Origin of the sequence: Micromonospora sp. DT47, from assembly GCF_049844475.1 — a bacterium.
Taxonomy (GTDB): Bacteria; Actinomycetota; Actinomycetes; order Mycobacteriales; family Micromonosporaceae; genus Micromonospora.
In genome coordinates this window covers 128,846-150,038 of sequence record NZ_JBNCLC010000011.1, presented here as the reverse complement: position 1 = coordinate 150,038, position 21,193 = coordinate 128,846, and the positions used below count along the sequence as shown (strand labels likewise).

Genomic DNA, 21,193 nt, shown 5'->3' with positions numbered 1-21,193 from the left:
ACCGCCACATCGGCGTCAGGGAGTCGTTCAGGAGGCGTCGAGCGCGCCGACCACGTCGCCGATCACCACGATCGCGGGCGGGCGGAGGCCCGCCGCGACCACGTCGGCGGCCACCTCGCCCAGCGTCGAGCGGAGCGTCCGCTGGGCGCCGGTCGTCCCCTCCTGCACGACGGCGACCGGGGTGGCCGGGTCCCGGCCGTGGGCGGCCAGCGTGGCGGTGATGGCGGCCAGGTTCTTCAGCCCCATCAGGACGACCAGGGTGCCGCGCAACCCGGCCAGCGCCGGCCAGCTGACCAGCGAGGCCGGCGAGTCCGGGGCGACGTGGCCGGAGACGACGGTGAACTCGTGCGCCACCGCCCGGTGGGTGACCGGGACGCCGGCCACCGCCGGTACGGCGATCGCGCTGGTCACCCCGGGCACCACGGTCACCGGCACGCCGGCCGCGGCGCAGGCCAGCAGCTCCTCCCCGCCCCGACCGAAGACGTACGGGTCACCGCCCTTGAGCCGGACCACGACGTGGCCGGCCAGCGCCCGGTCGACCAGGATGCGGTTGATCTCCTCCTGGGCCCGGGACGGCCCGTACGGGATCTTCGAGGCGTCGACCAGTTCGACGTCGGGGCGCAGCTCGTCCAGGAGCAGCCCGGGGACCAGCCGGTCGGCCACCACCACGTCCGCCTCGGTGAGCAGCCGCCACCCCTTGACGGTGATCAGCTCCGGGTCGCCCGGCCCGGCCCCGACCAGCGCCACCCGCCCGACCGGGCCGGCGGCCGCAGCGGCCCCGGCACCGCCGGACCCCGGCGCGACCGTCCGCCCAGCCGGGACGGCTGCCGGTCCGGCCAGGTCCGGGCCCTCCTCCGCCGGGAGTCCGGTCCGGACGTTGAGCAGGTCGCGTACCGCGTCCCGGACGGTCATCGCCCGGCGCGGGTCACCGCCGCCGAGCACCGCGACGGTCACCGCCCCGTGCCGGGTCACCGCGGGGGTCCACGCGGTGGCGGCCGCGCGGTCGTCGGCGCGCACGCAGAAGATCCGGCGCTCGGCGGCGGCGGCGCTGACCGACGCGGCGGCGACCGGGTCGTCGACCGCGACCTGGACCAGCCACGCCCCGTCCAGGTCGTCGGGGGCGAACCGGCGCGGCGCCCAGTGCAGCCGACCGGCGTCGGCCTGCGCGTGCAGGGCCGGGGTCAGCTCCGGGGCGACGAGGAAGACGTCGGCGCCGGCGTCCAGCAGCGCCGGCACCCGTCGGGTGGCCACCGCTCCCCCGCCCACCACGACCACCCGCCGGCCGGCGAGGCGCAGGCCGAGGGGGTAGGGGTTGGCGCTCACTTCTCGGAGACCCCCGCCGAGTCGAAGGTGGCCACCTCGTGCAGCACCCGGACCGCGCCGGTGACCACCGGCAGCGCCAGCAGCGCGCCGGTGCCCTCGCCGAGGCGCAGGCCGAGGTCGAGCAGCGGGTCGAGGCCGAGGTGGCGCAGCGCCACGGTGGCCCCCGGCTCGGCGGACCGGTGCCCGGCGACCATCGCGCCGACCGCGTCCGGGGTGAGAGCCGCCGCGACCAGCGCGGCGCTGGCCGCGATCACGCCGTCCAACAGCACCGGGACGCGGCGGGCGGCGGCGCCGAGGATCAGGCCGGCCAGCGCCGCGTGCTCCAGGCCGCCGACGGCGGCCAGCACGCCCAGCGGGTCGGCCGGGTCGGGCCGGTGCCGGTCGAGCGCGGTCCGCACCACGCCGACCTTCCGCCGGTACGTCTCGTCGTCCACCCCGGTGCCCCGTCCGGTGACCTCCGCCGGCTCCGCGCCGGTGAGGGCGGCGACCAGGGCGGCCGACGGGGTGGTGTTGCCGATGCCCATGTCGCCGGTGAGCAGGATGCCCGCCCCGGCGTCGACCAGCTCGCCGGCGATCCGGATGCCGATCTCCACCGCCGTGCGGGCCTCGTCCCGGGTGAGCGCGGCGGTGACCGTCATGTCCCGGGTGCCGAGGCGGACGTTCGCGCAGACCAGCCGCGGCCCGGTCACCCCGCCGTCGTCGGCTCCGGTCGCCGCGTCCGGGTCGACCGGCAGCGGGGTGGCCACGCCGACGTCGACCACGGTGACCGCGGCGCCGGCCTGGCGGGCGAAGGCGTTGACCACCGCCCCGCCGGCCAGGAAGTTGGCGATCATCTGAGCGGTGACCTCCTGCGGCCACGGGGTGACGCCCTGGGCGTGCACGCCGTGGTCGCCCGCGAAGATCGCCACCGCGGCCGGCTCGGGCAGCGGCGGCGGGCAGGACCCGGCCAGCCCGGCGAGGCGTACGGAGAGCTCCTCCAGGGCGCCGAGGGAGCCGGGCGGCTTGGTCAGCCGCCCCTGAAGGTCCCGCGCGGCAGCCATCGCCGACTCGTCGAGCGGCCCGATCGCCGCAATCGTGGTCTCCAGCATCATGCCTCCAGGATCTCCGCCAGTACCTCGGTGAACGCGTCGGTCGTCGCCGGGTCGCGGACCGCGATCCGCAGCCAGTCCGGGCCCAGCCCGGGGAAGGTGTCGCCGCGGCGGACCGCCCAGCCCCGCTCCCGCAGCAGTTCCCGGACCCGGTCGGCGCCGGCCAGATGGACCAGGACGAAGGCGCTGGCCGGGCGGCCCGCGACGCGTACCCCGGGCAGGGCCGACAGGCGCGCGACCAGGTGGTCGCGGTCGGCGGCGAGCCGCGCGGCGATCGCGCGCTCGGCGGCGACCGCGGTCGGCGTGGCGATGGCGGTGGCGGCGGCGAGCGCCGGGGTGGAGACCGCCCAGAGCGGTTGGACGGCGGCGAGCCGCTCCAGCAGCGCGGCCTCGCCGAGCAGGTAGCCGATCCGCAGGCCGGCCAGGCCCCAGGTCTTGGTGAGGCTGCGGACCACCACCAGGCCGGGCAGGTCCCGCCGGCCGGCGAGCGACTCCGGCTCGCCGTCGACCCCCGGTGCGAGCGTGGTGTCGGCGAACGCCTCGTCGACCACCAGCACCCGGCCCGGCCGGGCCAGCGCGGCCAGGTCGGCGGCGGGGTGCAGCACCGAGGTGGGGTTGGTCGGGTTGCCGATCATGACCAGGTCGGCGTCGGCCGGCACCCGGGCCGGGTCGAGCCGGAACCCGTCGGCCGGGTCGAGGACCAGCCGGTCCACCGCGTGCCCGGCCGCCCGCAGCGCCGCCTCCGGCTCGGTGAACTGGGGGTGCACCACCACCGGGTGGCGTACCCCGGCCAGCGCCCGGGCGAGCAGCACGAAGCCCTCGGCGGCGCCAGCGGTGAGCAGTACCTCCTCCGGGGGACGGCCGTGCCGGGCGGCGACGGCGGCCCGGGCCGGACGGGGGTCCGGGTAGGCGGCCAGCTCGGCCAGCGACGCGGTGAGCGGGTCGGCCAGCCAGTCCGGCATGGCGTCCCGGCGGACGTTGACGGCCAGGTCGACCAGGCCCGGGGTGGCCTCGGCGTCCCCGTGATGCCCGAGGTCGGGCTCGTCCCCGGTGCCCGACGGCACCTCGATCAGCTGACCACGCATGTCCGTGATCCTGCCGGGAAGCCGCCGTACGGGACAGCGGATCCCGACGTGGGTCGCGTCACCGCCCGGCAACGCCTCCGCCCGTTTATGAATTCTTCTCATTTCCGAATCGGAAATGTCATAACTTGACCACGTGAGCAACCGACCCCTTGCTGCCGCTGGTCGTTCCGTTCCTCTCCTCCGCGCCGGGCTGATCGCCGGCATCGTGATCGCCGCCGTGGCGTACCCGTTGGCCGCCTTCACCGGCATCGGCGCCAAGGCCACCGCGCACGCCGTGGAGCAGAAGACCAACATCCTGCGCACCGCGCTGCCGGCCGAGACGTCGTACCTCTACGCCCCCGACGGCAGGACCGTGCTGACCATGTTCTACGAGGAATACCGGCAGTACATGAAGCTGTCGGACGTATCGCCGAACATGCAGCAGGCGATCGTCGCCGCCGAGGACAACCGCTTCTACCAGCACCGCGGCGTCGACCCGAAGGGCGTCGCCCGCGCCTTCGTGGCCAACGCCCGCTCCAACGGCGTCTCCCAGGGCGCCTCCACGCTGACCATGCAGTACGTCCGGATGGCCCTGCGGGACAGCGCCAAAACCCCGGAAGAGGTCCAGGAAGCCACCCAGCAGACCAGCCTGCGCAAGGTCAAGGAGATGCGGATGGCGCTGGACATCGAGAAGGCGCTGACCAAGGAGGAGATCCTCGAGCGCTACCTCAACTCGGCGTACTTCGGCCACCGGGCGTACGGCATCTACGCCGCCGCGCAGATCTTCTTCTCCAAGACCCCGGCCGCCCTCACCCCGGTCGAGTCGGCCACCCTCGCCGGCCTGGTCAAGTCCCCCTCCGAGTACGACCCGATCACCTCGGACCAGAAGGACGCCGCCGGGCGGCGCAACTACGTGCTGGACCGGATGGCCCAGCTCGGCTACCTGTCCCCGGACGACGCGGCGGTGGCCAAGGCGGAACCGATCCGGACCCGGGTGACCAGCCCACCTAACGACTGCGCCTCGATCCCGGACAAGTACCAGACCTGGGGCTTCGCCTGCGACTACGTGAAGAACTGGTGGAGCGCGCAGCCGGCGTTCGGCGAGAACCGGTTGGAACGGATGGACAAGCTGCGCCGGGGCGGCTACCGGATCGTGCTCGGCCTCGACCCGAAGATCCAGGCGGCGGCGGAGAAGAACGTCGGCGCGAAGGACGGCGTCGGCAGCCCCTTCGCCAACGGCATCGTGGTGTCCGAGCCGGGCACCGGCCGGGTCAAGGCGATGGCGGTGAACCGGAACTACTCGCTGGACCTGAGCGAGAACGGGCCCAGCTCCAACCCGGAGGCCGACCCCCACATCAAGGCCAACTACCCGAACACCGTGGCGCCGCTGCTCGGCGGCGGCAGCCTCCCCGGGTACCAGGCCGGATCGACGTTCAAGATGTTCCCGATGCTCGCCGCGCTCGACGCCGGGATGCCGCTGTCCACCGCGTACGACTCGCCGTACCGGTACAAGTCCGCCGTCTACGACGGCTGGGCCCCGTCCAACGCCAGCGGCGCGATGACCGGCCGGCAGACCATGTGGTCCGGCTTCGGCAAGTCGGTCAACACGTACTTCGTCCAACTGGAGGAGCAGGTCGGCGCGGACCGGGCGGTCCGGCTGGCCGAGCAGCTCGGGCTGCGCTGGCGGACCGACGTGGACCGGGAGCATGCCTCCCCGACCAAGGCGAAGAAGTGGGGCGCGTTCACCCTGGGCGTCTCCGACGCCACACCGCTGGAGCTGGCCAACGCGTACGCCGCGATCGCCGCCGACGGCCGGTACTGCGAGGCGATGCCGGTCACGTCGATCACCAACCGGGACGGCACCCCGGCCACCTACCGGACGGCGGGCGGCATCGAACGGGAGGTCGCCAAGCCGCGCTGCCGCCAGGTGGTCAACGCGGACGCGGCCCGGGCGGCCACCGACGCGGCCCGCTGCCCGACCGGCGACACCCCGGCCCGGGGCAGCTGCGGCGGCTGGTCGACGGCGGACAGCGTCCGGGGCACGGTGGGCCGTCCGGTGGCCGGCAAGACCGGTACCACGGACAGCACCCGGTCGGCCTGGTTCGTCGGCTACACCCCGGAACTGGCCGCGGCGAGCTTCATCGCGGACCCGGACAACCCGTTCAACGCGGTGGGTGACGGGCAGTCGCAGATCCCGGTCGGCGCGGTCGCCGAGACGCTGCGCGACGGCCTGAAGGGCACGCCCACCCGCCAGTTCACCCCGCCCTCGGACCGCATGGTGGGTTGACGCCCCCCGGGGCTCCCCCGGTGGATCACGAGGTTTGCGTCAGGAACGGTGCGGTTCCTGACGCGAACCTCGTTCCGGTGCGGGTCGGCGGCGACGCTCGTTCTGATGCGGGTCGGCGGGGACGATCGCGTCAGTGCAGGTCGGCGGTGACCAGGGACCAGAGTTCCAGGTCCACCCGGGCGCCGCGGACGTAGCCGGAGTTGCGCAGCAGGCCCTCGTAGCTGAAGCCGGCCTTCTCGGCGACCCGGCGGGAGGCCAGGTTGCCCGGCGCCACCCGCAGTTCGACCCGCTGGAAGTCGTGCTCCAGGATCAGCGCGATGGCCAGCGCGTCCACCGCCTCGGCGGCCAGCCCGTAGCCGCGCGCGTGCGGGGCCAGGGCGTAGGAGACCTCGGTCAGCCGGGCACCCCAGTCGGTGCGCCGGGTCCAGAGGCAGCCGACCACCCGGTCGTCCTCCCGGCGCAGGACCGCGTAGTGGTCGCCCTCGCCGCTGTCCCGCCGCTGCCGAGCCAGGTCGGTACACCAGGCATGGCCCTCGATCTGCCCCGACGACGCGGCCAGCGGCAGCCAGCGCTGGGTCTGCCGGTCGGCGAAGACCTCGTCGACCGCCCTGGCGTCCGTGGCCACCAGTGGGCGCACCTCGGTGCGCGGGGTGGAGACCGTCAACTCCGGGAAGCGGCGGACCGCCACCTGCCCGATCACGCCGGCGCTCCCACGCCCTCGGCGCCCGCGGCCACCCCGGCCGCCGTCACCAGCCGGCCCGCGATCTCCGGCTGCGCGGCCCAGTGCAGGCCGAGCTGGGAGGCGTGCACGCCCCGCCAGACGAAGCCCTCCGGCGCGCCGCCGTCCCAGCTCCACGCCGGGCGCTGACCGGCCCGCGGGGTGAGCACCGCGCCGTGCTGCTTGTAGCCCACCGCCACCGCGCCGGTCCCGGCGACCACGCTGTCGCTCAGCGCGGTCGCTTCCCGGTAGCCCACCACCAGGCCGTCCCGGCTGGCGCCGACCGCGTCCAGAACCCCGCACATCGGCAGCCCGTCCAGCTCCCGGGCCAGCCAGAGCAGGCCGGCGCCCTCGGCGAGCACCGGACGACCGGTGCGGGCCAGCTCGGCCACCGCGATGCAGAGCCGGCGGTTGGCGGAGAGGTCCCGGGCGTACGACTCGGGCAGGCCGGCGCCGACGACCAGCGCGCGGACGCCGGCCGGCAGCGCCTCGTCGCGCAGCGGGTCAACGGTGACCACCTCGGCGCCGGCCGCGCGGAGCAGCTCGACGGTCTCGGCGTAGCTGTAGCTGCCCCCCGGGCCACCGGCGAGCGCGACCAGCGGCGCCTCTTCGACCGGGGCGGCCGACGCCGGGGACCAGGGCTCGACCGGCAGCGCCGGCGCGGACCGGGCCAGCGCGAGCAGCCGGTCCAGGTCGACGGTGCCGGCGACCGCCTCGCCCAGCCGGCGCACCGCCCGGATCGCCTCACCGTCCCGGCGGAGCACCGGCACGACGCCGTGCCGTCGGGCGGGCAGCACCGGCGGCAGCTCGTGCCTGCGCAGCGCGCCGTAGACCGGGACGTCGACGTCGTCGAGCGCCTCGCGCAGCATCGTCTCGTGCCGCTGGGAGGCGACCTGGGTGAGGATCACCCCGCCCAGCCAGAGCTGCTCGTCGTACGAGCGGAAGCCGTGCACCAGGGCGGCCACCGACTGCCCCATCGCGGCCACGTCCACCACCAGCACGACCGGGCTGCGCAGGGTGGTGGCGACGGCCGCGGTGGACTCCGCCTCGGGCCGGCCGGCCACCGAGTCGTAGAGCCCCATGGTGCCCTGCACCACGGCCAGGCCGGCACCCTCGGCGCCGTACGCGAAGAGCGGCCCGAGCCGCTCGGCGCCGACCAGCCGCGGGTCCAGGTTGCGGCCGGGCCGTCCGGAGGCCAGACCGAGGTACGCCGCATCGACGTGGTCCGGGCCGATCTTGAAGCCGGCGACGTCCAGGCCCCGGTCGGCCAGCGCGGCGAGCAGCCCGATCGACAGGGCGTTGGTGCCGTGACCGGAGGAGGGCGCGCTGAGCACGAGGCGCGGCACGGCGGTCATCATCGACTCCTCGCTGGCGGCGGGTGGCGGGCAGACCGACCGGGAGGAACGGGACGGCGATCCGCTCGCGTGACCATACCCGTCCGCACCGACGGACGACGGCGGCCGATTGCCGCTCCCCGGGCCGTCGCGGTCAGTGGTCCCGGTCATACGGGTAGCCTCGTGCCGTGTACCGGTTCCTGCTGACGCCACGCTGGCTGGGCATCCTCGCGCTGACCCTGGTCGCCGCCGCGGTGATGGTGCTGCTCGGCAACTGGCAGCTGGCCCGCTACCACGAACGGACGGCGGTCAACGAACGCATCGACGCCGGCAACCGGGGGACGCCGGCGCCGCTGCGCGACGCGCTGCCGGCGCCCACCGGCGGTGCGGGCTCGGCCGGCCCGGCCCCCGCCGAGCAGGCCGAGTGGAGCCGGGTCACCGCCACCGGCCGGTACGACGCGTCGAACGTCGTGCTGGTCCGCGGCCGGACGGTCGACAGCAAGGTCGGCTTCGAGGTGCTCGCGCCGCTGGTGCTGACCGACGGCACGGCGGTGCTGGTCGACCGGGGCTGGATCCCGCCCGCGCCGGGCGGCGGGGCGATGGCCGTACCCGACGTGCCGGCGCTGCCGAGCGGCGAGGTGACGGTGGTCGGCCGGGTGCACCCGACCGAGACCGGCGGCGGGGCCGTCGACCGGCGTGAGGGCCGGCTGGAGGCCCGCCGGATCGCCGTGGGCAAGCTGGCTCGCGAGCTGCCGTACCCGGTGCACGGGGCGTACCTGCTGCTCGACGAGCAGACCCCGGCGAACGACCCGGCGTTCAGCGCGGTGCCGATCGGGCACGCGAACAACTGGCAGAACTTCGGCTACGTCGTCCAGTGGTGGCTCTTCGCCGCGATGTCGCTCTTCGGCTACGGCTGGGTGGCGCGGCGCGAGGCCCGCCGGGCGGCCGGGCTGGACGCACCGACGGGGCCGGTGGACCGGGCCGCGGAGCCGATCGCCCCGGCCTGATCCGGCGCGGCCGGGTCAGCCCCTGTCCGCCCACCGGAACCTTCTTCTGCCTGACCTTCTTCAGCCTGTTCTTCCTGCTGATCAAGGAGACGAGGCACCACGGGACGGTGCAGGTGACGGTGACCAACGGCGCGCACCAGTACGTGGCCCGCATCCCGGTCGTCCATCAGGGCCAGGTGCAGCAGATCAACAACCAGGTCAACTACGCCCGGTCGCTCTCGACGGCCTGACCGACCCCGGGCGGGGGCGTCGGCTGGTGCCGCCCCTCCGGGCGGTCAGCCGGCGACCCGCCCGGCGTGGATGGCCCGGACCATGTCGATGGTGTCGGCCTCGGCGGCGGTCTTGTCGTCGCGGTAGCGCACCACCCGGGCGAAGCGCAGCGTCACCCCACCGGGATAGCGGGAGCTGGTCTGCACCCCGTCGAACGCGATCTCGACCACCTGCTCGGGGCGGACCCGCACCACCCAGTCGCCGCGCTCGACCGCGAGCCCGAGGAAGCGTTCGGTCTGCCAGCGCAACAGCTCGTCGGTGAGGCCCTTGAAGGTCTTGCCGAGCATGACGAACGCGCCGGTGCGCGGGTCGCGGGCGCCCAGGTGCAGGTTGGAGAGCCAGCCCTGGCGCCGGCCGCTGCCCCACTCGACCGCCAGCACCACCAGGTCGAGGGTGTGCCGGGGCTTCACCTTGACCCAGGCCGCGCCGCGCCGACCGGCGTCGTAGGGCGCGTCCGGCGACTTGACCACGACCCCCTCCTGGCCGGCGTCGAGCGCCGCGGCGAAGGCGCTGCCCGCCTGCTCCGGGTCGTCGACCTCCACCCGCCCGACCAGCAACGACTCGTCGACCGCGTCGGCCAGGGCGGCCCACCGCTCCCGGCCGGGCCGGTCGATCAGATCCACGCCGTCGAGGTGCAGCAGGTCGAAGAAGTACGGCGTCAGCACCGTCTCGCCGGCGGTCTCGGCGGCGGCGAGCACGGCCGGGGCGACCGGCACCGTGCCCGTGGTGCTCGGCGTGGTGCGGCGGGCGGCTCGGCTGGAGGTCTGCTGGAACGGCAGCGGCCGGCCGGTGGCGTCCAACCCGATCGCCTCACCGTCGAGCACCAACTCCCGGGCGGGCAGCGCGCGCACGGCGGCCACCACCTCGGGCACCCGGGTGGTGATGTCGTCGAGACTGCGGGTGAAGACGGCGATGTCGTCGCCGGAGCGGTGCACCTGGATCCGGATGCCGTCCAGCTTGACGTCGACCACCGCGGGAGTGCCGGTGGCCTCGAGCGCGGCGTCGACCGAGGGGGCGCTCTGCGCCAGCATCGGCGCGAGCGGGCGCCCCACCTGGAGCCCGAAGCCGGCCAGCGCGGCGGCGCCCCCGGAGAGCGCGGCCACCGCCACGGCGCGCAGGTCGCCGGCGAGCAGCAGGGCCCGGCGGACGGCTGCGACCGGCACCTCGGCCGCCCGGGCGATCGCGTCGGCCAGCAGCCCCGCCTGGGCGCCCTGGCGCAGCTCGCCGCTGAACAGGCCGACCAGCAGCCGCTGCTCGTCGGCGGTGGCGGCGGCGAAGAGCGCGCCGAGCAGCTCCCTGCGACGGGCCTGCGAGCCGGGCCCGCGCACCGCGGCGATCTCGTCGACCGCCGCCTCGACGCCGGCCACGGTCAGGGTCGGCTCGGCGGCCGGGGCGGGCAGGTCGCGCAGGCTGGCCCAGCCGATGCCGGTCTGCCGCTGGCGCAGCTCACCGGCGAGGTAGCCGGAGCCGGCCGGCACCTCGGCCGGGTCGAGCGCCCGCAGCGCGCCGGCGAGCAGCTCCACCTTGGCCCGCCGGCCGCTGGTGGCGCCGACGGCCGCGGAGGTGGCTGCCAGGTCGAGGAACCGCACGGCCCCATCCTGCCAGCCACCCCCGACACCACCCGGGCATTGCCGTGCCCGGGCCCGCCGCAGGGCCGTCGCCGCCCGCCGCAGGGCCGTCGCCGCCCGCCGTCGCCCGCCACATCGGCGACATGGAGTGGATCGACCACCGGCGCCCCGGCCCCCGCCGGCCCGGCCAGCGAGGCCCGGCCGGCGGGGGCCGGACCAGCGGCGAGCGGTCAGGCGGAGACGGGCTCCTCGATGCGCAGGCCCCGGGCGCGCACCTCGTCGGCGACCCGGGAGAGCACCCCGTCGAGGGCGACCAGCGCGGCCGAGAGTTCGCCGAGCTGGTCCTTGAGCGTGTCCTCGGGCCACGCGGAGACGTCGACGTCCCCCAGAGCACTCACGGCGGCCTCGAGCCGCGTCATCACGTCGTTCGTACGCATGTTCGAAAGGCTATAACACCCCTGCGCCCGACACACCGCAAACTCCGACATCGGCCCCGAAGTTACGGTTCCGCCGCCTAACTCCGGCTCGCCGCCGCCTCGGCGACCTTCGCCAGCAACAGCGCCTCGGCCAGGCAGACCCGGGTGAACTCCCCCAGGTGCAGGCTCTCGTTCGGGCCGTGCGCCCGGGCGTGCGGGTCCTCCACGCCGGTCACCAGGACCGCCGCCTGCGGGAACATCTCCTGGAAGGTGGCAATGAACGGGATCGAGCCGCCGACGCCGATGTCCACCGGGTCGGTGCCGTCCCAGGCGGTACGGAACGCGGCGCGGGCCGCGTCGAACATCGGGCCCGAGGCGTCGATGACGCACGGGTCACCGTCGTGCTCGAAGGTGACCGTCACCTGGGCGCCCCACGGCGCGTGCTTCTCCAGGTGGGTGCGGAGCGCATCGTACGCGCGCGTCCGGTCGTCGCCCGGCGCCAGCCGCACGCTGAGCTTGGCCTTTGCTGCCGGCACGAGCGCGTTCGGCGCTTCGGCGGTGGCCGGGGCGTCGATGCCGAGGACGGCGAGCGCCGGCTTGGTCCAGAGCCGGTCGGTGATCCGGCCGGTCCCGAAGAGGGCGGCGCCCGCGACCAGGCCGGCCTCGGTGCGGAACCGGTCCTCCGGGTAGTCGACGCTGGCGCCCTCGCGGCCGACCAGCCCCTCGACGGCGACGTCACCGGCGTCGTCGTGCAGGGTGGCCAGCAGCCGGACCAGCGCGGTCAGCGCGTCCGGCACCGCGCCGCCGAACATGCCGCTGTGCACGGCGTGGTCCAGGGTGCGCACCTCGACGAAGCAGTTGACGATGCCGCGCAGCGAGGTGGTCAGCGCCGGCACGCCGATGTCCCAGTTGGTGGAGTCGGCGATCACGATGACGTCGGAGGCGATCTCCTCGCGGTGCTCGGCGAGCAGCCGCTCCAGCGAGTCGGAGCCGTACTCCTCCTCACCCTCGATGAAGAGGACCACGCCGACCGGCAGCTGGTCGCCGAAGGCCCGCAGCGCCGCGACGTGCGCCATGATGCCGGCCTTGTCGTCGGCGGCGCCCCGGCCGTAGAGGCGGCCGTCCCGCTCGACCGGCTCGAACGGGTCGGACTCCCACAACGACAGGTCGCCGACCGGCTGCACGTCGTGGTGGGCGTACAACAGCACGGTGGGGGCGCCGGGCGGCGCCGGCTTCTTCCCGATCACCGCCGGCTGGCCGCCGGAGCGCACCACCTTCGTGTCGAGGCCACAGCCGCGCAGCAGCTCGGCGACCGCCTCGGCCGAGCGCTCCACGTGCGAGTGGTCGAAGCCCTCGAAGGCGATGCCGGGGATGCGGACGAGGCGTTCCAGGTCGGCACGGACACCGGGCAGTTCCCGCTCGACGGCGGCCCGTACCTCGGACTCGGACATGATCGGTGTGGTCATGACCGGCATCGTATGCCGGCCTTACCCCGCGACATCCTCCGAGCCCGCGTCGGTGCCGGCCGGACCGGCCGCGCGACCCTCCGCCGGCCGGCCGGCGCCGGCCCGCCGGGCCCGGGCGGCGGACTCGGCCGCCGCGCCCATCCAGGAGCGGGCCCGGCCGGTCGTGCCGCCCACCCACTCGCCGACGTCCGCGGCCCCGTCGCCGAGCCGGCGCAGCAGCCCGACCAGCGGGTCCGTCGAGCGCTCGAACGCCTCCCGGTACGACTCGGCCGCCGCCTTGATCTCCTCGGAGACGGTGGTCGTGGCGTCGTCGGCGCAGCGCGGGTAGTCCCCGGCCAGCACCCGCCCGTACGCGCCCGAGTCGATCCACCGGCGCAGCTCGGCGGCCCGGGCCACCGGCATCGGATGGGTGCTCCACGCGGTCATCCGCAGCTTGTGCAGGCTGTCCCGCAGGTCACCGCCGCCGGCGTACTCGGCGGCCTGCTCGAGGAAGGCCGCCGTGTCGGTCTGGGTGAGGTCGCCGCCGCCGGCAAGCTTCATCAGCAGCCGCAGCGCGGCAGCCGGATCCTGCCCGGCGAGCAGGCCGGCCCGGTCGGCGGAGAGTTCCGCCTTGCGCCACCACTCCAGCATCGCCGCGATGATCGCCCGCAGCGCGATCGCGCCGACCGGCAGCCAGCTCAGGTTGGCCGCCCAGCGGGTGAGGATCATCAGGATGGTCTTGTGCACGGCGTGGCCGCTGAGCACGTGCCCCAGCTCGTGGCCGAGCAGACAGCGCAGCTCGTCGTCGTCGAGCTGCTGCACGCAGGCCGAGCTGAGCACCACGAACGGCCGGTCCAGCCCGACCGCCTCGGCGCTGAGCCACGGCGACTGGGTGACGTACAGCTCGGGCAGCTCGGCCACGTCGAGCGCCGCGGCGGCCTCGGCCCAGCGCTGGTGCACCGCCGGGTACTGCCGGTGGTCGACCCGGATGCCGGAGGCGAGGAACTGCAGCCGGAAGGCGCGCTCGTTCCACATCCCGAAGAACGCCTTGACCACCTCGTCGAAGCCGCGCAGCTCGCGGAGCGCGACCAGGGCGCCCCGGTCGGCCGGATGCTCCCAGGCCCGCGAGCTGATGCCGGTCAGTGTGATCCGGCGCCGCGCGGGCGCGTCCGCTCCTGCCATCTGGGCTCCCCGTTCCCCCGTACCGGTGTCCCCGCATCGTGCCCCAGGTGTCGGCCGGCGTCCATGCCCCGCACGGCCGGGAGTCGGGCCGGCGCCGCGCTCAGGCCCGGCGGACGAAGTAGCGCGTGGCGTCGTGCGGCAGGGCTGGCGCGCCGTCGACCACCAGGTCGGCGTGCGCGGCGGTGGCGTCCGCGGCGAAGTGCGCCCGCTCCCCCGCGTGCCAGCGGCGCAGCTCCGGCAGGACCTCCGGGCCGTCGCGGTCCAGCGCCCGGGTCAGCCGCAGCGGCTCCGGTGCGGTGACGAAGACCGCCAGGGTCAGCTCGGGCCGGATCAGCGCCCGCGCCGCGCTCACCCCCTCGACCAGCAGCACCGGCGTCACCGGCACCGGCACCGCCCGGGGCAGGAAGGCGCGCCGCACCCAGCTGTAGCGGTGGTACGCCCCGGGCCGGCCGGCCCGCAGCGGGGCGAGCACGCACTCCTCCAGCCGGTTCCAGAAAGTGAGCTGGTCGTCCCAGCCGTCGAGCAGGTCGTCGGTGTGCACCACCGGGGGCCGCCGGCCGTCGGAGAGGCCGGCGACGGCGTCCGCGAGGCGCGCGGCGAAGACGCTCTTCCCCCCGCCGCTCGGCCCGTCGACGGCCACCAGTCGGGTACGCCCCAACCGCGCCGGCCCGGCCAGCACCCGCCGGGCCAGCGTCGCGTACGCCTCGACCACGGCCACCGTCATTCCAGCGACGCTATCGGGTGTCCCCCGTCAGCCTGGTTCCGGTCGCCGGAGCCGCCGTTCACCGCGTGACTGGCCATGGTGACCGGCATGATCTGGATGTGCTCAATGACGTGATGAGTCCGGGCGTGGACGCCCTGCTGGAGCAGGCCCGTGCCGGGCTGCGCCGGTTGAGTCCGCAGGCGACCGTCGAGGCGGTGCGGGCGGGTGCGCTGCTGGTCGACACCCGCACCGAGCTGCAGCGCCGGGAGCAGGGCGAGCTGCCCGGCGCGATCGTCATCGAGCGGACGGTGCTGGAGTGGCGGCTGGACCCGGCCAGCGAGTGGCGCATCCCCGAGGCGACCAGGTACGACCGGGAGATCGTGGTGGTGTGCCGGCACGGCTACAGCTCCAGCCTGGCCGCGGCGAGCCTGCAGGCGCTGGGCCTGCGCAACGCCACCGACATGATCGGCGGGGTCGACGCGTGGCGGGAGGCGGGGCTGCCGTTCTCCGACGGGCCCGCCGACGTCCGACTCTGAGCCGTCTGGCCGGACCGGCCGGGCCGGCGGGGACGGTCAGCTCGCCGGCGGGCCGGCCGGGTCACCGGACGGTCAGTTCGCCGGCGGGGCGCCGGGCGGGATGAACGGAAGGTCGGCGGGAGGCCCGCTCTCGATCAGCCGCCACAGCGCGTCGGTGTCCAGATGCTCCTCCACCAGGTCGCCGAGCAGGTCCAGGGAACGCTCGCGGGCCGCGGCGAAGGTGGTGTCCGGGGCGACCGTGAAGCCGTGCCGGCCGGCCGCCCGGGCCACCTCGGTGAGGAACCGGCGGCGGAACTCGTCGGACTCGAACGCGCCGTGCCAGTGGGTGCCCTGCACCGCGCCGAGCCGGGCCCCCTCGCCGGCTCCGTCGGCGTAGGTGAGCAGCGGGGCCAGGGCCTGGTCGATGGCGGAGACGTAGCCGTGGTGGATCTCGTAGCCGCGCACCGGGACGCCGTCGGCGGCCGTGCCGGCGGCCTGCCGGACCGTCTTGCGCGGGTCGAAGGTGATCTCGACGGGGAGCAGGCCGAGCCCGGGGACGCTGCCCCGGCGGCTCTCCACCGGGTCGTGGATGGCCCGGGCCAGCATCTGGAAACCGCCGCAGATGCCGAGCAATGGCCGGCCGGCGGCGGCGTGCGCGGTGACCGCGTCGGCGAGGCCGGTCTCCCGCAGCCAGGCCAGGTCGGCGACGGTGGACTTGGAGCCGGGCAGCACGACCAGGTCGGCGGCGGCCAGCTCGGCGGGCTCGACGGTGAGCCGGACCCGGACGCCGGGCTCGGTGGCGAGCGCCTCGACGTCGGTGGCGTTGCTGATCCGGGGCAGCCGGACCACGGCGACGTCGAGCCAGTCGGTGCCGTGCGGCGCGGCGGGTCGGCCGAGCACCCGCCCGTAGGCGAGGGAGTCCTCGGCGTCGAGCCAGAGGTCGAGGTGCCAGGGCAGCACCCCGTAGGTGGGTCGGCCGGTGACCCGGTGCAGCATGTCCAGCCCCGGCTGGAGCAGCCCCAGGTCGCCCCGGAACTTGTTGATCACGAAGCCGGCGACGAGTGCCTGGTCGGCGGGGTCGAGCAGGGCGACCGTGCCGAACATCGAGGCGAAGACCCCACCCCGGTCGATGTCGCCGACCACGATGGTGGGCAGGCCGGCGTGCCGGGCCAGCCCCATGTTGACGTAGTCGCCGGCCCGTAGGTTGATCTCGGCGGGGCTGCCGGCGCCCTCGCAGATCACCACGTCGTACGCCGCCCGCAGCTCGGCCAGCGCCGCGTACGCGGTCTGCGCCAGCCGGGGCCGCAGCTGGCGGAAGTTGCCCGCGGTCACCGTGTCGACGGCCTCGCCGAGCAGCACCACCTGGCTGGCCAGGTCACTGCCCGGCTTGAGCAGCACCGGGTTGAACCGCAGGTCCGGGGCGAGCCCGCAGGCGGCGGACTGCATCGCCTGGGCCCGGCCGATCTCGCCGCTCCGCCCGTCGGCGCCGACCACCACGGCGGAGTTGTTGGACATGTTCTGCGCCTTGAACGGCGCCACCTTGACGCCCCGGCGGTGCAGCCACCGGCAGATGCCGGCGGTGAGCACGCTCTTGCCGGCGTCGGAGGTGGTGCCCGCGACCAGCAGCCCGCCGCTCACCGCCCGCTCCCCCGACCCGCCCGCGCCCGGGTCGCACCGCCGATTCCCCGCCGGCCGGCGGTGGAGACCAGCCGGCCCCCGGTCAGCGGCCAGGCCGCCGCCAGCCCGAGGGCGGCGAGACCGACCGCGCCGGAGACCCGGGCGGCCCGCTTCAGGTGGCGCGCCTCGGGCCGGGGACCGTCGCCGAGGAACGGCCGCACCTCGGAGCGCCCGAAGTAGACGTTGCGGCCGCCGAGCCGGACGCCGAGGGCACCGGCCATCGCCGCCTCGCACTGGCCCGCGTTCGGGCTGGGGTGGTCGTTGCGGTCCCGTCGCCAGACCCGCCAGGCCCGGGCCCGGTCCCCCTGGACGGCGGGGGCGACGGCGATGGTGAGCAGCCCGGTCAGCCGCGCCGGCACCAGGTTGAGCACGTCGTCGAGGCGGGCGGACGGGGTGCCGAAGCGGGCGTAGCGCGGCGAGCGGTGCCCCACCATCGCGTCGAGGGTGTTCGCCGCGCGGTACCCGAGCAGGCCGGGCAGCCCGGCGAGCCCGCCCCAGAGCAGTGGCGCCACCACGGCGTCGGAGGTGTTCTCGGCGACCGACTCGACGGTGGCCCGGGCCAACTCGGCCTCGTTCAGCGCGGACGGGTCCCGCCCGCAGAGGTGACCGAGCCGAAGGCGGGCCGCCGGCAGGTCGCCGCGCCGCAGGGCCTTCCCCATCACCCCGGCCTCGTGCCGCAGCGTGCGCCCGCCGAGCACCGTCCAGGTGCCGGCCGCCATCAGCGCCGCGCGGGCCACCGGATGGCGCCGGGTGGCCACGGTGGCGGCCGCGCCGAGCAGCACCGGTACGCCGACCGCGACGGTGGTGAAGACGGCTCCCGCCGCCCGGTCCGGGCGGTAGACCCGTCGCTCCAGGGCACCGGCCGCCCGGCCGAACCCGGCCACCGGGTGCCAGCGGCGCGGGTCGCCGAGCAGGCTGTCCAGGGCGTACCCCGCCAGCAGCCCTGCCGCGTTCGCCACGGCGGTCGAGTGCCGCACCGCTCACCACCTCCGGCCGGCCAGCCTAGCCGTACGGCGGGGTGGCCACGTCCGCCGTCGCCACCCCGCCCCCGGTCGTAGGCCCCGCGGCGGCCCTCCCGGTCACCCGCAGTGGCCCGTCGCCCGGGGCCGCCCGTCGCCCGGCCCCGCCCGGCGCCCGGGGCCGGCCCGTTGCGCCGGCCCACGCCCGCGCAGGTCGACCCGGCGCGGCCCCGGATCAGGCCGGCACAGGCGCCCGACCGCGACCGCGCCGGCCCCGCCCGGACGACGGGACGGTCCCCGGCGCCGGATCCAGCTCGCCGGCCTCCCCCGGCTCCTCGCCGTCACCGGGCAGCGGGGCGAGGTCGTCGCCGGGCCCGTCCCCGTCGTCGGTCTCGTCGTCGAACGGGTCGGGCACCGGTTCGACGTCGGTGCCGGGCAGGCCGTGGCCGGCGCGCGGGTCGGTGAAGCCGGAGAACTCGAAGTCCTCGTCGAACGGCCGGTCGCCCGGCGTGGTCGGGGTCTGCTCGTCCGGCACCGCCTCGGTCGGCTCACCGTGCACCCGGGAGGCCGCCTCGGCGTCCTCGACGCTGCTGGTGGTCATGCTCGGCTTGTTGCGCAGGAACCGGGCCCGCCCCCGGGACAGGTCGTGCCCCACCGCGACCGCCTCCAGCTCGTAGAGGGTCCGGTGGTTGCCGGCGTCGTCGGTCCAGTCCCGGGTGTAGAGCCGGCCGGCCACCACCACCGGGTCGCCGACCATCACCGAGGCGGCCACCCCCTCGGCCAGCTTCCGCCAGCAGTTCACCCGGACGCGGAGGCTATTGCCGTCGACCCACCGGCCGCTGTCCCGGTCGAGCCGGCGGGCGGTCGAGGCGACCTTGAAGTTGGCGACCAGCGTGTTGCTCTGGGTGGTGCGCCGCCACTCCGGTGCCGTCAGCACGTTGCCGACGATCGTGACGTAGGTATCGAACATCGTCCCCTCCCAGGGGTCCAGGGCCTGCCGTGGCGAGCCGACTCGTGCCGAGACTGGCCCGCGCGGACGCCCGGCCGCGACCGGGCGGCGCCGCCCTGTGGACGACGGGATCGGCTGTGGACGAAGGCCTGATCAAGGTCCCGGTGTGCTAGGGCCGGCCGGCCCTGGGACGCCGTCCGGGGGCTCACCAGGATCGGAAGCCGGGGGTCACCCGGAATGGGGACGACCTCGACTGGGTATGGAGTTGATCAACCGAGAACCACCACGGCACGACGTCCGACGAGAAAGGTCAGCGCTGATGATTCTCAGCTCGCTCCGTACGACCGGCTCCGTCCGCACCGAGCGGGGGGTGCGGCGATGAGCGCGGTGACCAACCCGGCGACCGTGGCCGAGTGCCTGCGCGTGGGCACGGGCTTCTCCCAGGGCGACCGGAACTGGATCGTCGAGCAGTTCGCGACCCTGGACGCGCGGCTGGCCGCCTTCCACGCCGACGCCACCGAGCTGGAGGTGTCGGTCAAGGACCGGGAGGCGCGCGGGCAGAAGGTCACCCTGGAGTGCTGGATCGCCGGGCGGCAGAAGATCGTCACCACCTCCAGCGAGGAGGACCTGCGGGCGGCGCTCCACGACGCCCGGGACGACCTGCGCCGGCGGCTCAACGACGCCAAGACCCGGCAGGAGCCGCGGCACAACAAGCACGTCCGGGAGATGGGCCAGCCCGGCCCGGACCAGGTCGCGGACGCGGACTCTGACCTCGACCGGGTGGACGCCGACACCGCCTGAGCGGAGAGCGGCCGTCCCCGTCCGGCGCGGTGCGTGCCGGACGGGGACGGCCGGGGGCTACCGCCGGGTAGCTTCCGGGCGTACCGTCGCGGTCGTGGAACAGGACGTGCTGGGGCCGCCGTACGAGCGGCAGACGATCGACCTGGGCACCGACGACGAGGGGCCGGTGGTCGCCACCCTGGTCCGGCGGCGCGCCGACCGGCCCACCGGCCGGGCCGTGCTCTACGTGCACGGCTTCGTCGACTACTTCTTCCAGACCCACGTGGCCGACTTCTTCGCCGAGCGGGGCTGGGACTTCTACGCGCTCGACCTGCGCAAATACGGTCGCAGCCTGCTGCCGCACCAGACCCCGAACTTCTGCCGCGACATCAGCGACTACTTTCCCGAGCTGGACGCCACCGCGAAGATCATCCGGGATGATGACGGGCACGACACCCTGCTCGCCATGGGCCACTCCACCGGTGGTCTGATCGTCTCGCTCTGGGCGCAGGCGCGCCGCGACGCCAGCCTGGTCGACGGGCTCTTCCTGAACAGCCCGTTCTTCGACCTCAACGCCCCCTGGCTGGTCCGTCGACCCCTCGCGGCCGCCGTCTCCCGGCTGGGCCGCGGCGCGCCGCACCGCGTCATCCCCTTCGGCCTCGGCACCGTGTACGGCGAGAGCCTGCACGCCGACCATCGCGGCGAGTGGACGTACGACCTGGCCTGGAAGCCGCTCGCCGGGTTCCCGGTCCGGGCCGGCTGGCTCAACGCGATCCGCACCGCCCAGCGGCAACTGCGCGCCGGGCTGGAGATCCCGGTGCCGGTGCTGCTGGCCTGTTCGACCCGCAGCTTCAAGGGCACGAAGTGGCACGACTCGGCGGCGCTGGCCGACGCCGTGCTCGACGTGGAGCACATGGTCCGCTGGGCGCCCCGGCTCGGCCGGCACGTCACCCTGGCCCGCTTCGACGGCGGCATGCACGACCTGACCCTCTCCGGCCCCGCCGTACGGGACAAGGTCTTCGCCGAGGTCGGGCGGTGGGCCGGGGCGTTCCTCGGCGCCGGTCCGACGGACACCGCCCCCACCACGACGGACGCGGTGATTCCTGCCGGTCGCGGACCGGTGGAGGCGGACGCGCCGGCGGGAGCGACCTCGCAGGGCGGCTGACGCTCCGCCGGGCTCAGTCGGGCAGGTCCGCGACGATCCGGTCGAGGGTGGCCAGCGGATGGCCGCCCTCACCGGGCAGCACCAGGCCGAGGCAGCGCAGCCCGACCTCCCCTGCCGCGTCGGGCCGTACCCCGAAGACGGGTGCCCCGACGTACCCGGCGGGCAGCGCGGCGGTGATCCGCAGGCCGTTGTCCGCGCGGACCGCGCGCTCGACGGCCACCTCCAGCGGCCGGGACCCGTCCTCGCAGAGGCCGAGGGCGAGCACGATCGCCGAGATCGGCTCCGCGCCGAGTCCGGCGACCTCGTCCGCCCGGACGGCCACCGCGTCGGGCACCGGCTGGGTACGCCACCGCCAGCCCCGCTCGGCGGCGTACGCGTGCAGGTCACTGGTGGGCATGATCGCCGCACCGACCTCGGGCCGGTGCGCCCAGAGCCGCGGGAAGTCGGGCAGGAGCATCGCGTCGGAGGCCACGCCAGCCGGCTCGGTGACACTCGCCCGCAGCCCGATCTCGCCGACCTCGGCGTGGGTGAGGGCGTCGGCGGTGAGCAGGTACTCGCCCGTCGGGTGCCCGAGGAAGAACGCCGTGCCGTACGCACCGGCCCCGCTGACCGGCAGGATCGCGCGCCCGAGGAGCTGGCACAGCTCGTAGGCGACCTCGTTCTCGGCGTCCGGTTCCAGCAGCACGAACCCGAGGGTACGGGCCGGACCGAGCCGCTTTCCGACGGGAACCCGGATGCCCTCC

General features: G+C 75.5%; 20 protein-coding genes. 6 read left to right on the top strand and 14 right to left on the bottom strand.

Features of this window, described 5'->3' with window-relative positions:
- Positions 1-27: 27 nt before the first annotated feature.
- The 3 genes from cobA to cobC are packed head-to-tail and all read right to left on the bottom strand — an operon-like array spanning position 28 to position 3,496.
- Positions 28-1,323: a uroporphyrinogen-III C-methyltransferase gene (gene cobA, locus ACLQ2U_RS18935; protein ID WP_425752002.1), complete on the bottom strand. Its 1,296-nt coding sequence runs from the start codon at positions 1,321-1,323 to the stop codon at positions 28-30.
- Positions 1,320-2,411, bottom strand: a complete 1,092-nt coding sequence (gene cobT, locus ACLQ2U_RS18930) for a nicotinate-nucleotide--dimethylbenzimidazole phosphoribosyltransferase (protein ID WP_425752061.1) — start codon at positions 2,409-2,411, stop codon at positions 1,320-1,322. The genes cobA and cobT overlap by 4 nt, the downstream gene beginning before the upstream one ends.
- Entirely contained in the window at positions 2,411-3,496 is a 1,086-nt protein-coding gene (gene cobC / locus ACLQ2U_RS18925) for an Rv2231c family pyridoxal phosphate-dependent protein CobC (RefSeq protein WP_425752001.1), read from the bottom strand. Before cobC ends, cobT begins: the two co-directional genes overlap by 1 nt.
- 133 nt (positions 3,497-3,629) lie before the next feature.
- Between cobC and ACLQ2U_RS18920 the strand changes: the two genes are divergently transcribed.
- Positions 3,630-5,762, top strand: coding sequence for a transglycosylase domain-containing protein (locus ACLQ2U_RS18920; RefSeq protein WP_425752000.1), 2,133 nt, complete (start codon positions 3,630-3,632; stop codon positions 5,760-5,762).
- 130 nt (positions 5,763-5,892) lie between these two features.
- On the opposite strand, the gene ACLQ2U_RS18915 is transcribed toward ACLQ2U_RS18920, so the two are convergent.
- Complete coding sequence (locus ACLQ2U_RS18915) at positions 5,893-6,462, bottom strand: GNAT family N-acetyltransferase (RefSeq protein WP_425751999.1); 570 nt, start codon at positions 6,460-6,462, stop codon at positions 5,893-5,895.
- Positions 6,459-7,835: a cobyrinate a,c-diamide synthase gene (locus ACLQ2U_RS18910; RefSeq protein WP_425751998.1), complete on the bottom strand. Its 1,377-nt coding sequence runs from the start codon at positions 7,833-7,835 to the stop codon at positions 6,459-6,461. The genes ACLQ2U_RS18915 and ACLQ2U_RS18910 overlap by 4 nt, the downstream gene beginning before the upstream one ends.
- A gap of 167 nt (positions 7,836-8,002) precedes the next feature.
- Between ACLQ2U_RS18910 and ACLQ2U_RS18905 the strand changes: the two genes are divergently transcribed.
- Both ACLQ2U_RS18905 and ACLQ2U_RS18900 read left to right on the top strand, forming a co-directional pair.
- Positions 8,003-8,821: an SURF1 family protein gene (locus ACLQ2U_RS18905; RefSeq protein ID WP_425751997.1), complete on the top strand. Its 819-nt coding sequence runs from the start codon at positions 8,003-8,005 to the stop codon at positions 8,819-8,821.
- Positions 8,822-8,928: 107 nt separating this feature from the next.
- Positions 8,929-9,051 carry a hypothetical protein gene (locus ACLQ2U_RS18900; RefSeq protein WP_425751996.1) on the top strand — a complete coding sequence of 41 codons (123 nt, stop codon included), beginning with the start codon at positions 8,929-8,931 and terminating at the stop codon, positions 9,049-9,051.
- A 45-nt stretch (positions 9,052-9,096) separates the two neighbouring features.
- On the opposite strand, the gene ACLQ2U_RS18895 is transcribed toward ACLQ2U_RS18900, so the two are convergent.
- The 5 genes from ACLQ2U_RS18895 to ACLQ2U_RS18875 all read right to left on the bottom strand — a co-directional run bounded on the left by ACLQ2U_RS18895 (position 9,097) and on the right by ACLQ2U_RS18875 (position 14,426).
- Positions 9,097-10,680, bottom strand: a complete 1,584-nt coding sequence (locus tag ACLQ2U_RS18895) for an ATP-dependent DNA ligase (protein ID WP_425751995.1) — start codon at positions 10,678-10,680, stop codon at positions 9,097-9,099.
- 209 nt (positions 10,681-10,889) lie between these two features.
- Entirely contained in the window at positions 10,890-11,096 is a 207-nt protein-coding gene (locus ACLQ2U_RS18890) for a hypothetical protein (RefSeq protein WP_425751994.1), read from the bottom strand.
- Between the two features lie 77 nt (positions 11,097-11,173).
- Entirely contained in the window at positions 11,174-12,526 is a 1,353-nt protein-coding gene (locus ACLQ2U_RS18885) for a dipeptidase (protein ID WP_425752060.1), read from the bottom strand.
- A 36-nt stretch (positions 12,527-12,562) separates the two neighbouring features.
- Positions 12,563-13,702, bottom strand: a complete 1,140-nt coding sequence (locus tag ACLQ2U_RS18880) for a M48 family metallopeptidase (protein ID WP_425751993.1) — start codon at positions 13,700-13,702, stop codon at positions 12,563-12,565.
- Between the two features lie 100 nt (positions 13,703-13,802).
- On the bottom strand, positions 13,803-14,426 hold the full coding sequence (locus ACLQ2U_RS18875; protein ID WP_425751992.1) for a uridine kinase family protein: 624 nt from the start codon (positions 14,424-14,426) through the stop codon (positions 13,803-13,805).
- 113 nt (positions 14,427-14,539) lie between these two features.
- Here ACLQ2U_RS18875 and ACLQ2U_RS18870 point away from each other — a divergent pair, with 113 nt between their 5' ends.
- Positions 14,540-14,941 (top strand): rhodanese-like domain-containing protein, encoded by a 402-nt coding sequence (locus tag ACLQ2U_RS18870; RefSeq protein ID WP_425752059.1) that lies wholly within the window; start codon positions 14,540-14,542, stop codon positions 14,939-14,941.
- Between the two features lie 72 nt (positions 14,942-15,013).
- Here the strand turns inward: ACLQ2U_RS18870 and ACLQ2U_RS18865 are convergent, their stop codons facing one another.
- The 3 genes from ACLQ2U_RS18865 to ssb all read right to left on the bottom strand — a co-directional run bounded on the left by ACLQ2U_RS18865 (position 15,014) and on the right by ssb (position 18,526).
- On the bottom strand, positions 15,014-16,558 hold the full coding sequence (locus ACLQ2U_RS18865) for a cobyric acid synthase (protein ID WP_425751991.1): 1,545 nt from the start codon (positions 16,556-16,558) through the stop codon (positions 15,014-15,016).
- Positions 16,555-17,574, bottom strand: a complete 1,020-nt coding sequence (locus tag ACLQ2U_RS18860) for a cobalamin biosynthesis protein (protein ID WP_425751990.1) — start codon at positions 17,572-17,574, stop codon at positions 16,555-16,557. Before ACLQ2U_RS18860 ends, ACLQ2U_RS18865 begins: the two co-directional genes overlap by 4 nt.
- 217 nt (positions 17,575-17,791) lie before the next feature.
- A complete protein-coding gene (ssb, locus tag ACLQ2U_RS18855; RefSeq protein WP_425751989.1) occupies positions 17,792-18,526 on the bottom strand; it encodes a single-stranded DNA-binding protein in 735 nt (244 codons plus the stop codon).
- 357 nt (positions 18,527-18,883) lie between these two features.
- On the opposite strand from ssb, the gene ACLQ2U_RS18850 reads away from it, so the two are divergent.
- Together ACLQ2U_RS18850 and ACLQ2U_RS18845 are read left to right on the top strand one after the other, a co-directional pair.
- Positions 18,884-19,306: an HPF/RaiA family ribosome-associated protein gene (locus tag ACLQ2U_RS18850; RefSeq protein ID WP_425751988.1), complete on the top strand. Its 423-nt coding sequence runs from the start codon at positions 18,884-18,886 to the stop codon at positions 19,304-19,306.
- A 94-nt stretch (positions 19,307-19,400) separates the two neighbouring features.
- Complete coding sequence (locus ACLQ2U_RS18845; RefSeq protein ID WP_425751987.1) at positions 19,401-20,450, top strand: alpha/beta hydrolase; 1,050 nt, start codon at positions 19,401-19,403, stop codon at positions 20,448-20,450.
- Positions 20,451-20,463: 13 nt separating this feature from the next.
- Here ACLQ2U_RS18845 and ACLQ2U_RS18840 read toward each other — a convergent pair whose 3' ends face one another.
- Positions 20,464-21,135: a hypothetical protein gene (locus ACLQ2U_RS18840; protein WP_425751986.1), complete on the bottom strand. Its 672-nt coding sequence runs from the start codon at positions 21,133-21,135 to the stop codon at positions 20,464-20,466.
- Positions 21,136-21,193: the final 58 nt, after the last annotated feature.

Bases quoted from the DNA above. Each gene is read 5' to 3' on its own strand.
- cobT (WP_425752061.1), bottom strand. From the start codon at position 2,411: ATGCTGGAGACCACGATTGCGGCGATCGGGCCGCTCGACGAGTCGGCG.
- ssb (WP_425751989.1), bottom strand. From the start codon at position 18,526: ATGTTCGATACCTACGTCACGATCGTCGGCAACGTGCTGACGGCACCG.
- ACLQ2U_RS18885 (WP_425752060.1), bottom strand. From the start codon at position 12,526: ATGTCCGAGTCCGAGGTACGGGCCGCCGTCGAGCGGGAACTGCCCGGT.
- ACLQ2U_RS18910 (WP_425751998.1), bottom strand. From the start codon at position 7,835: ATGACCGCCGTGCCGCGCCTCGTGCTCAGCGCGCCCTCCTCCGGTCAC.
- ACLQ2U_RS18870 (WP_425752059.1), top strand. From the start codon at position 14,540: ATGAGTCCGGGCGTGGACGCCCTGCTGGAGCAGGCCCGTGCCGGGCTG.
- ACLQ2U_RS18880 (WP_425751993.1), bottom strand. From the start codon at position 13,702: ATGGCAGGAGCGGACGCGCCCGCGCGGCGCCGGATCACACTGACCGGC.
- cobC (WP_425752001.1), bottom strand. From the start codon at position 3,496: ATGCGTGGTCAGCTGATCGAGGTGCCGTCGGGCACCGGGGACGAGCCC.
- ACLQ2U_RS18850 (WP_425751988.1), top strand. From the start codon at position 18,884: ATGAGCGCGGTGACCAACCCGGCGACCGTGGCCGAGTGCCTGCGCGTG.
- ACLQ2U_RS18890 (WP_425751994.1), bottom strand. From the start codon at position 11,096: ATGCGTACGAACGACGTGATGACGCGGCTCGAGGCCGCCGTGAGTGCT.
- ACLQ2U_RS18875 (WP_425751992.1), bottom strand. From the start codon at position 14,426: ATGACGGTGGCCGTGGTCGAGGCGTACGCGACGCTGGCCCGGCGGGTG.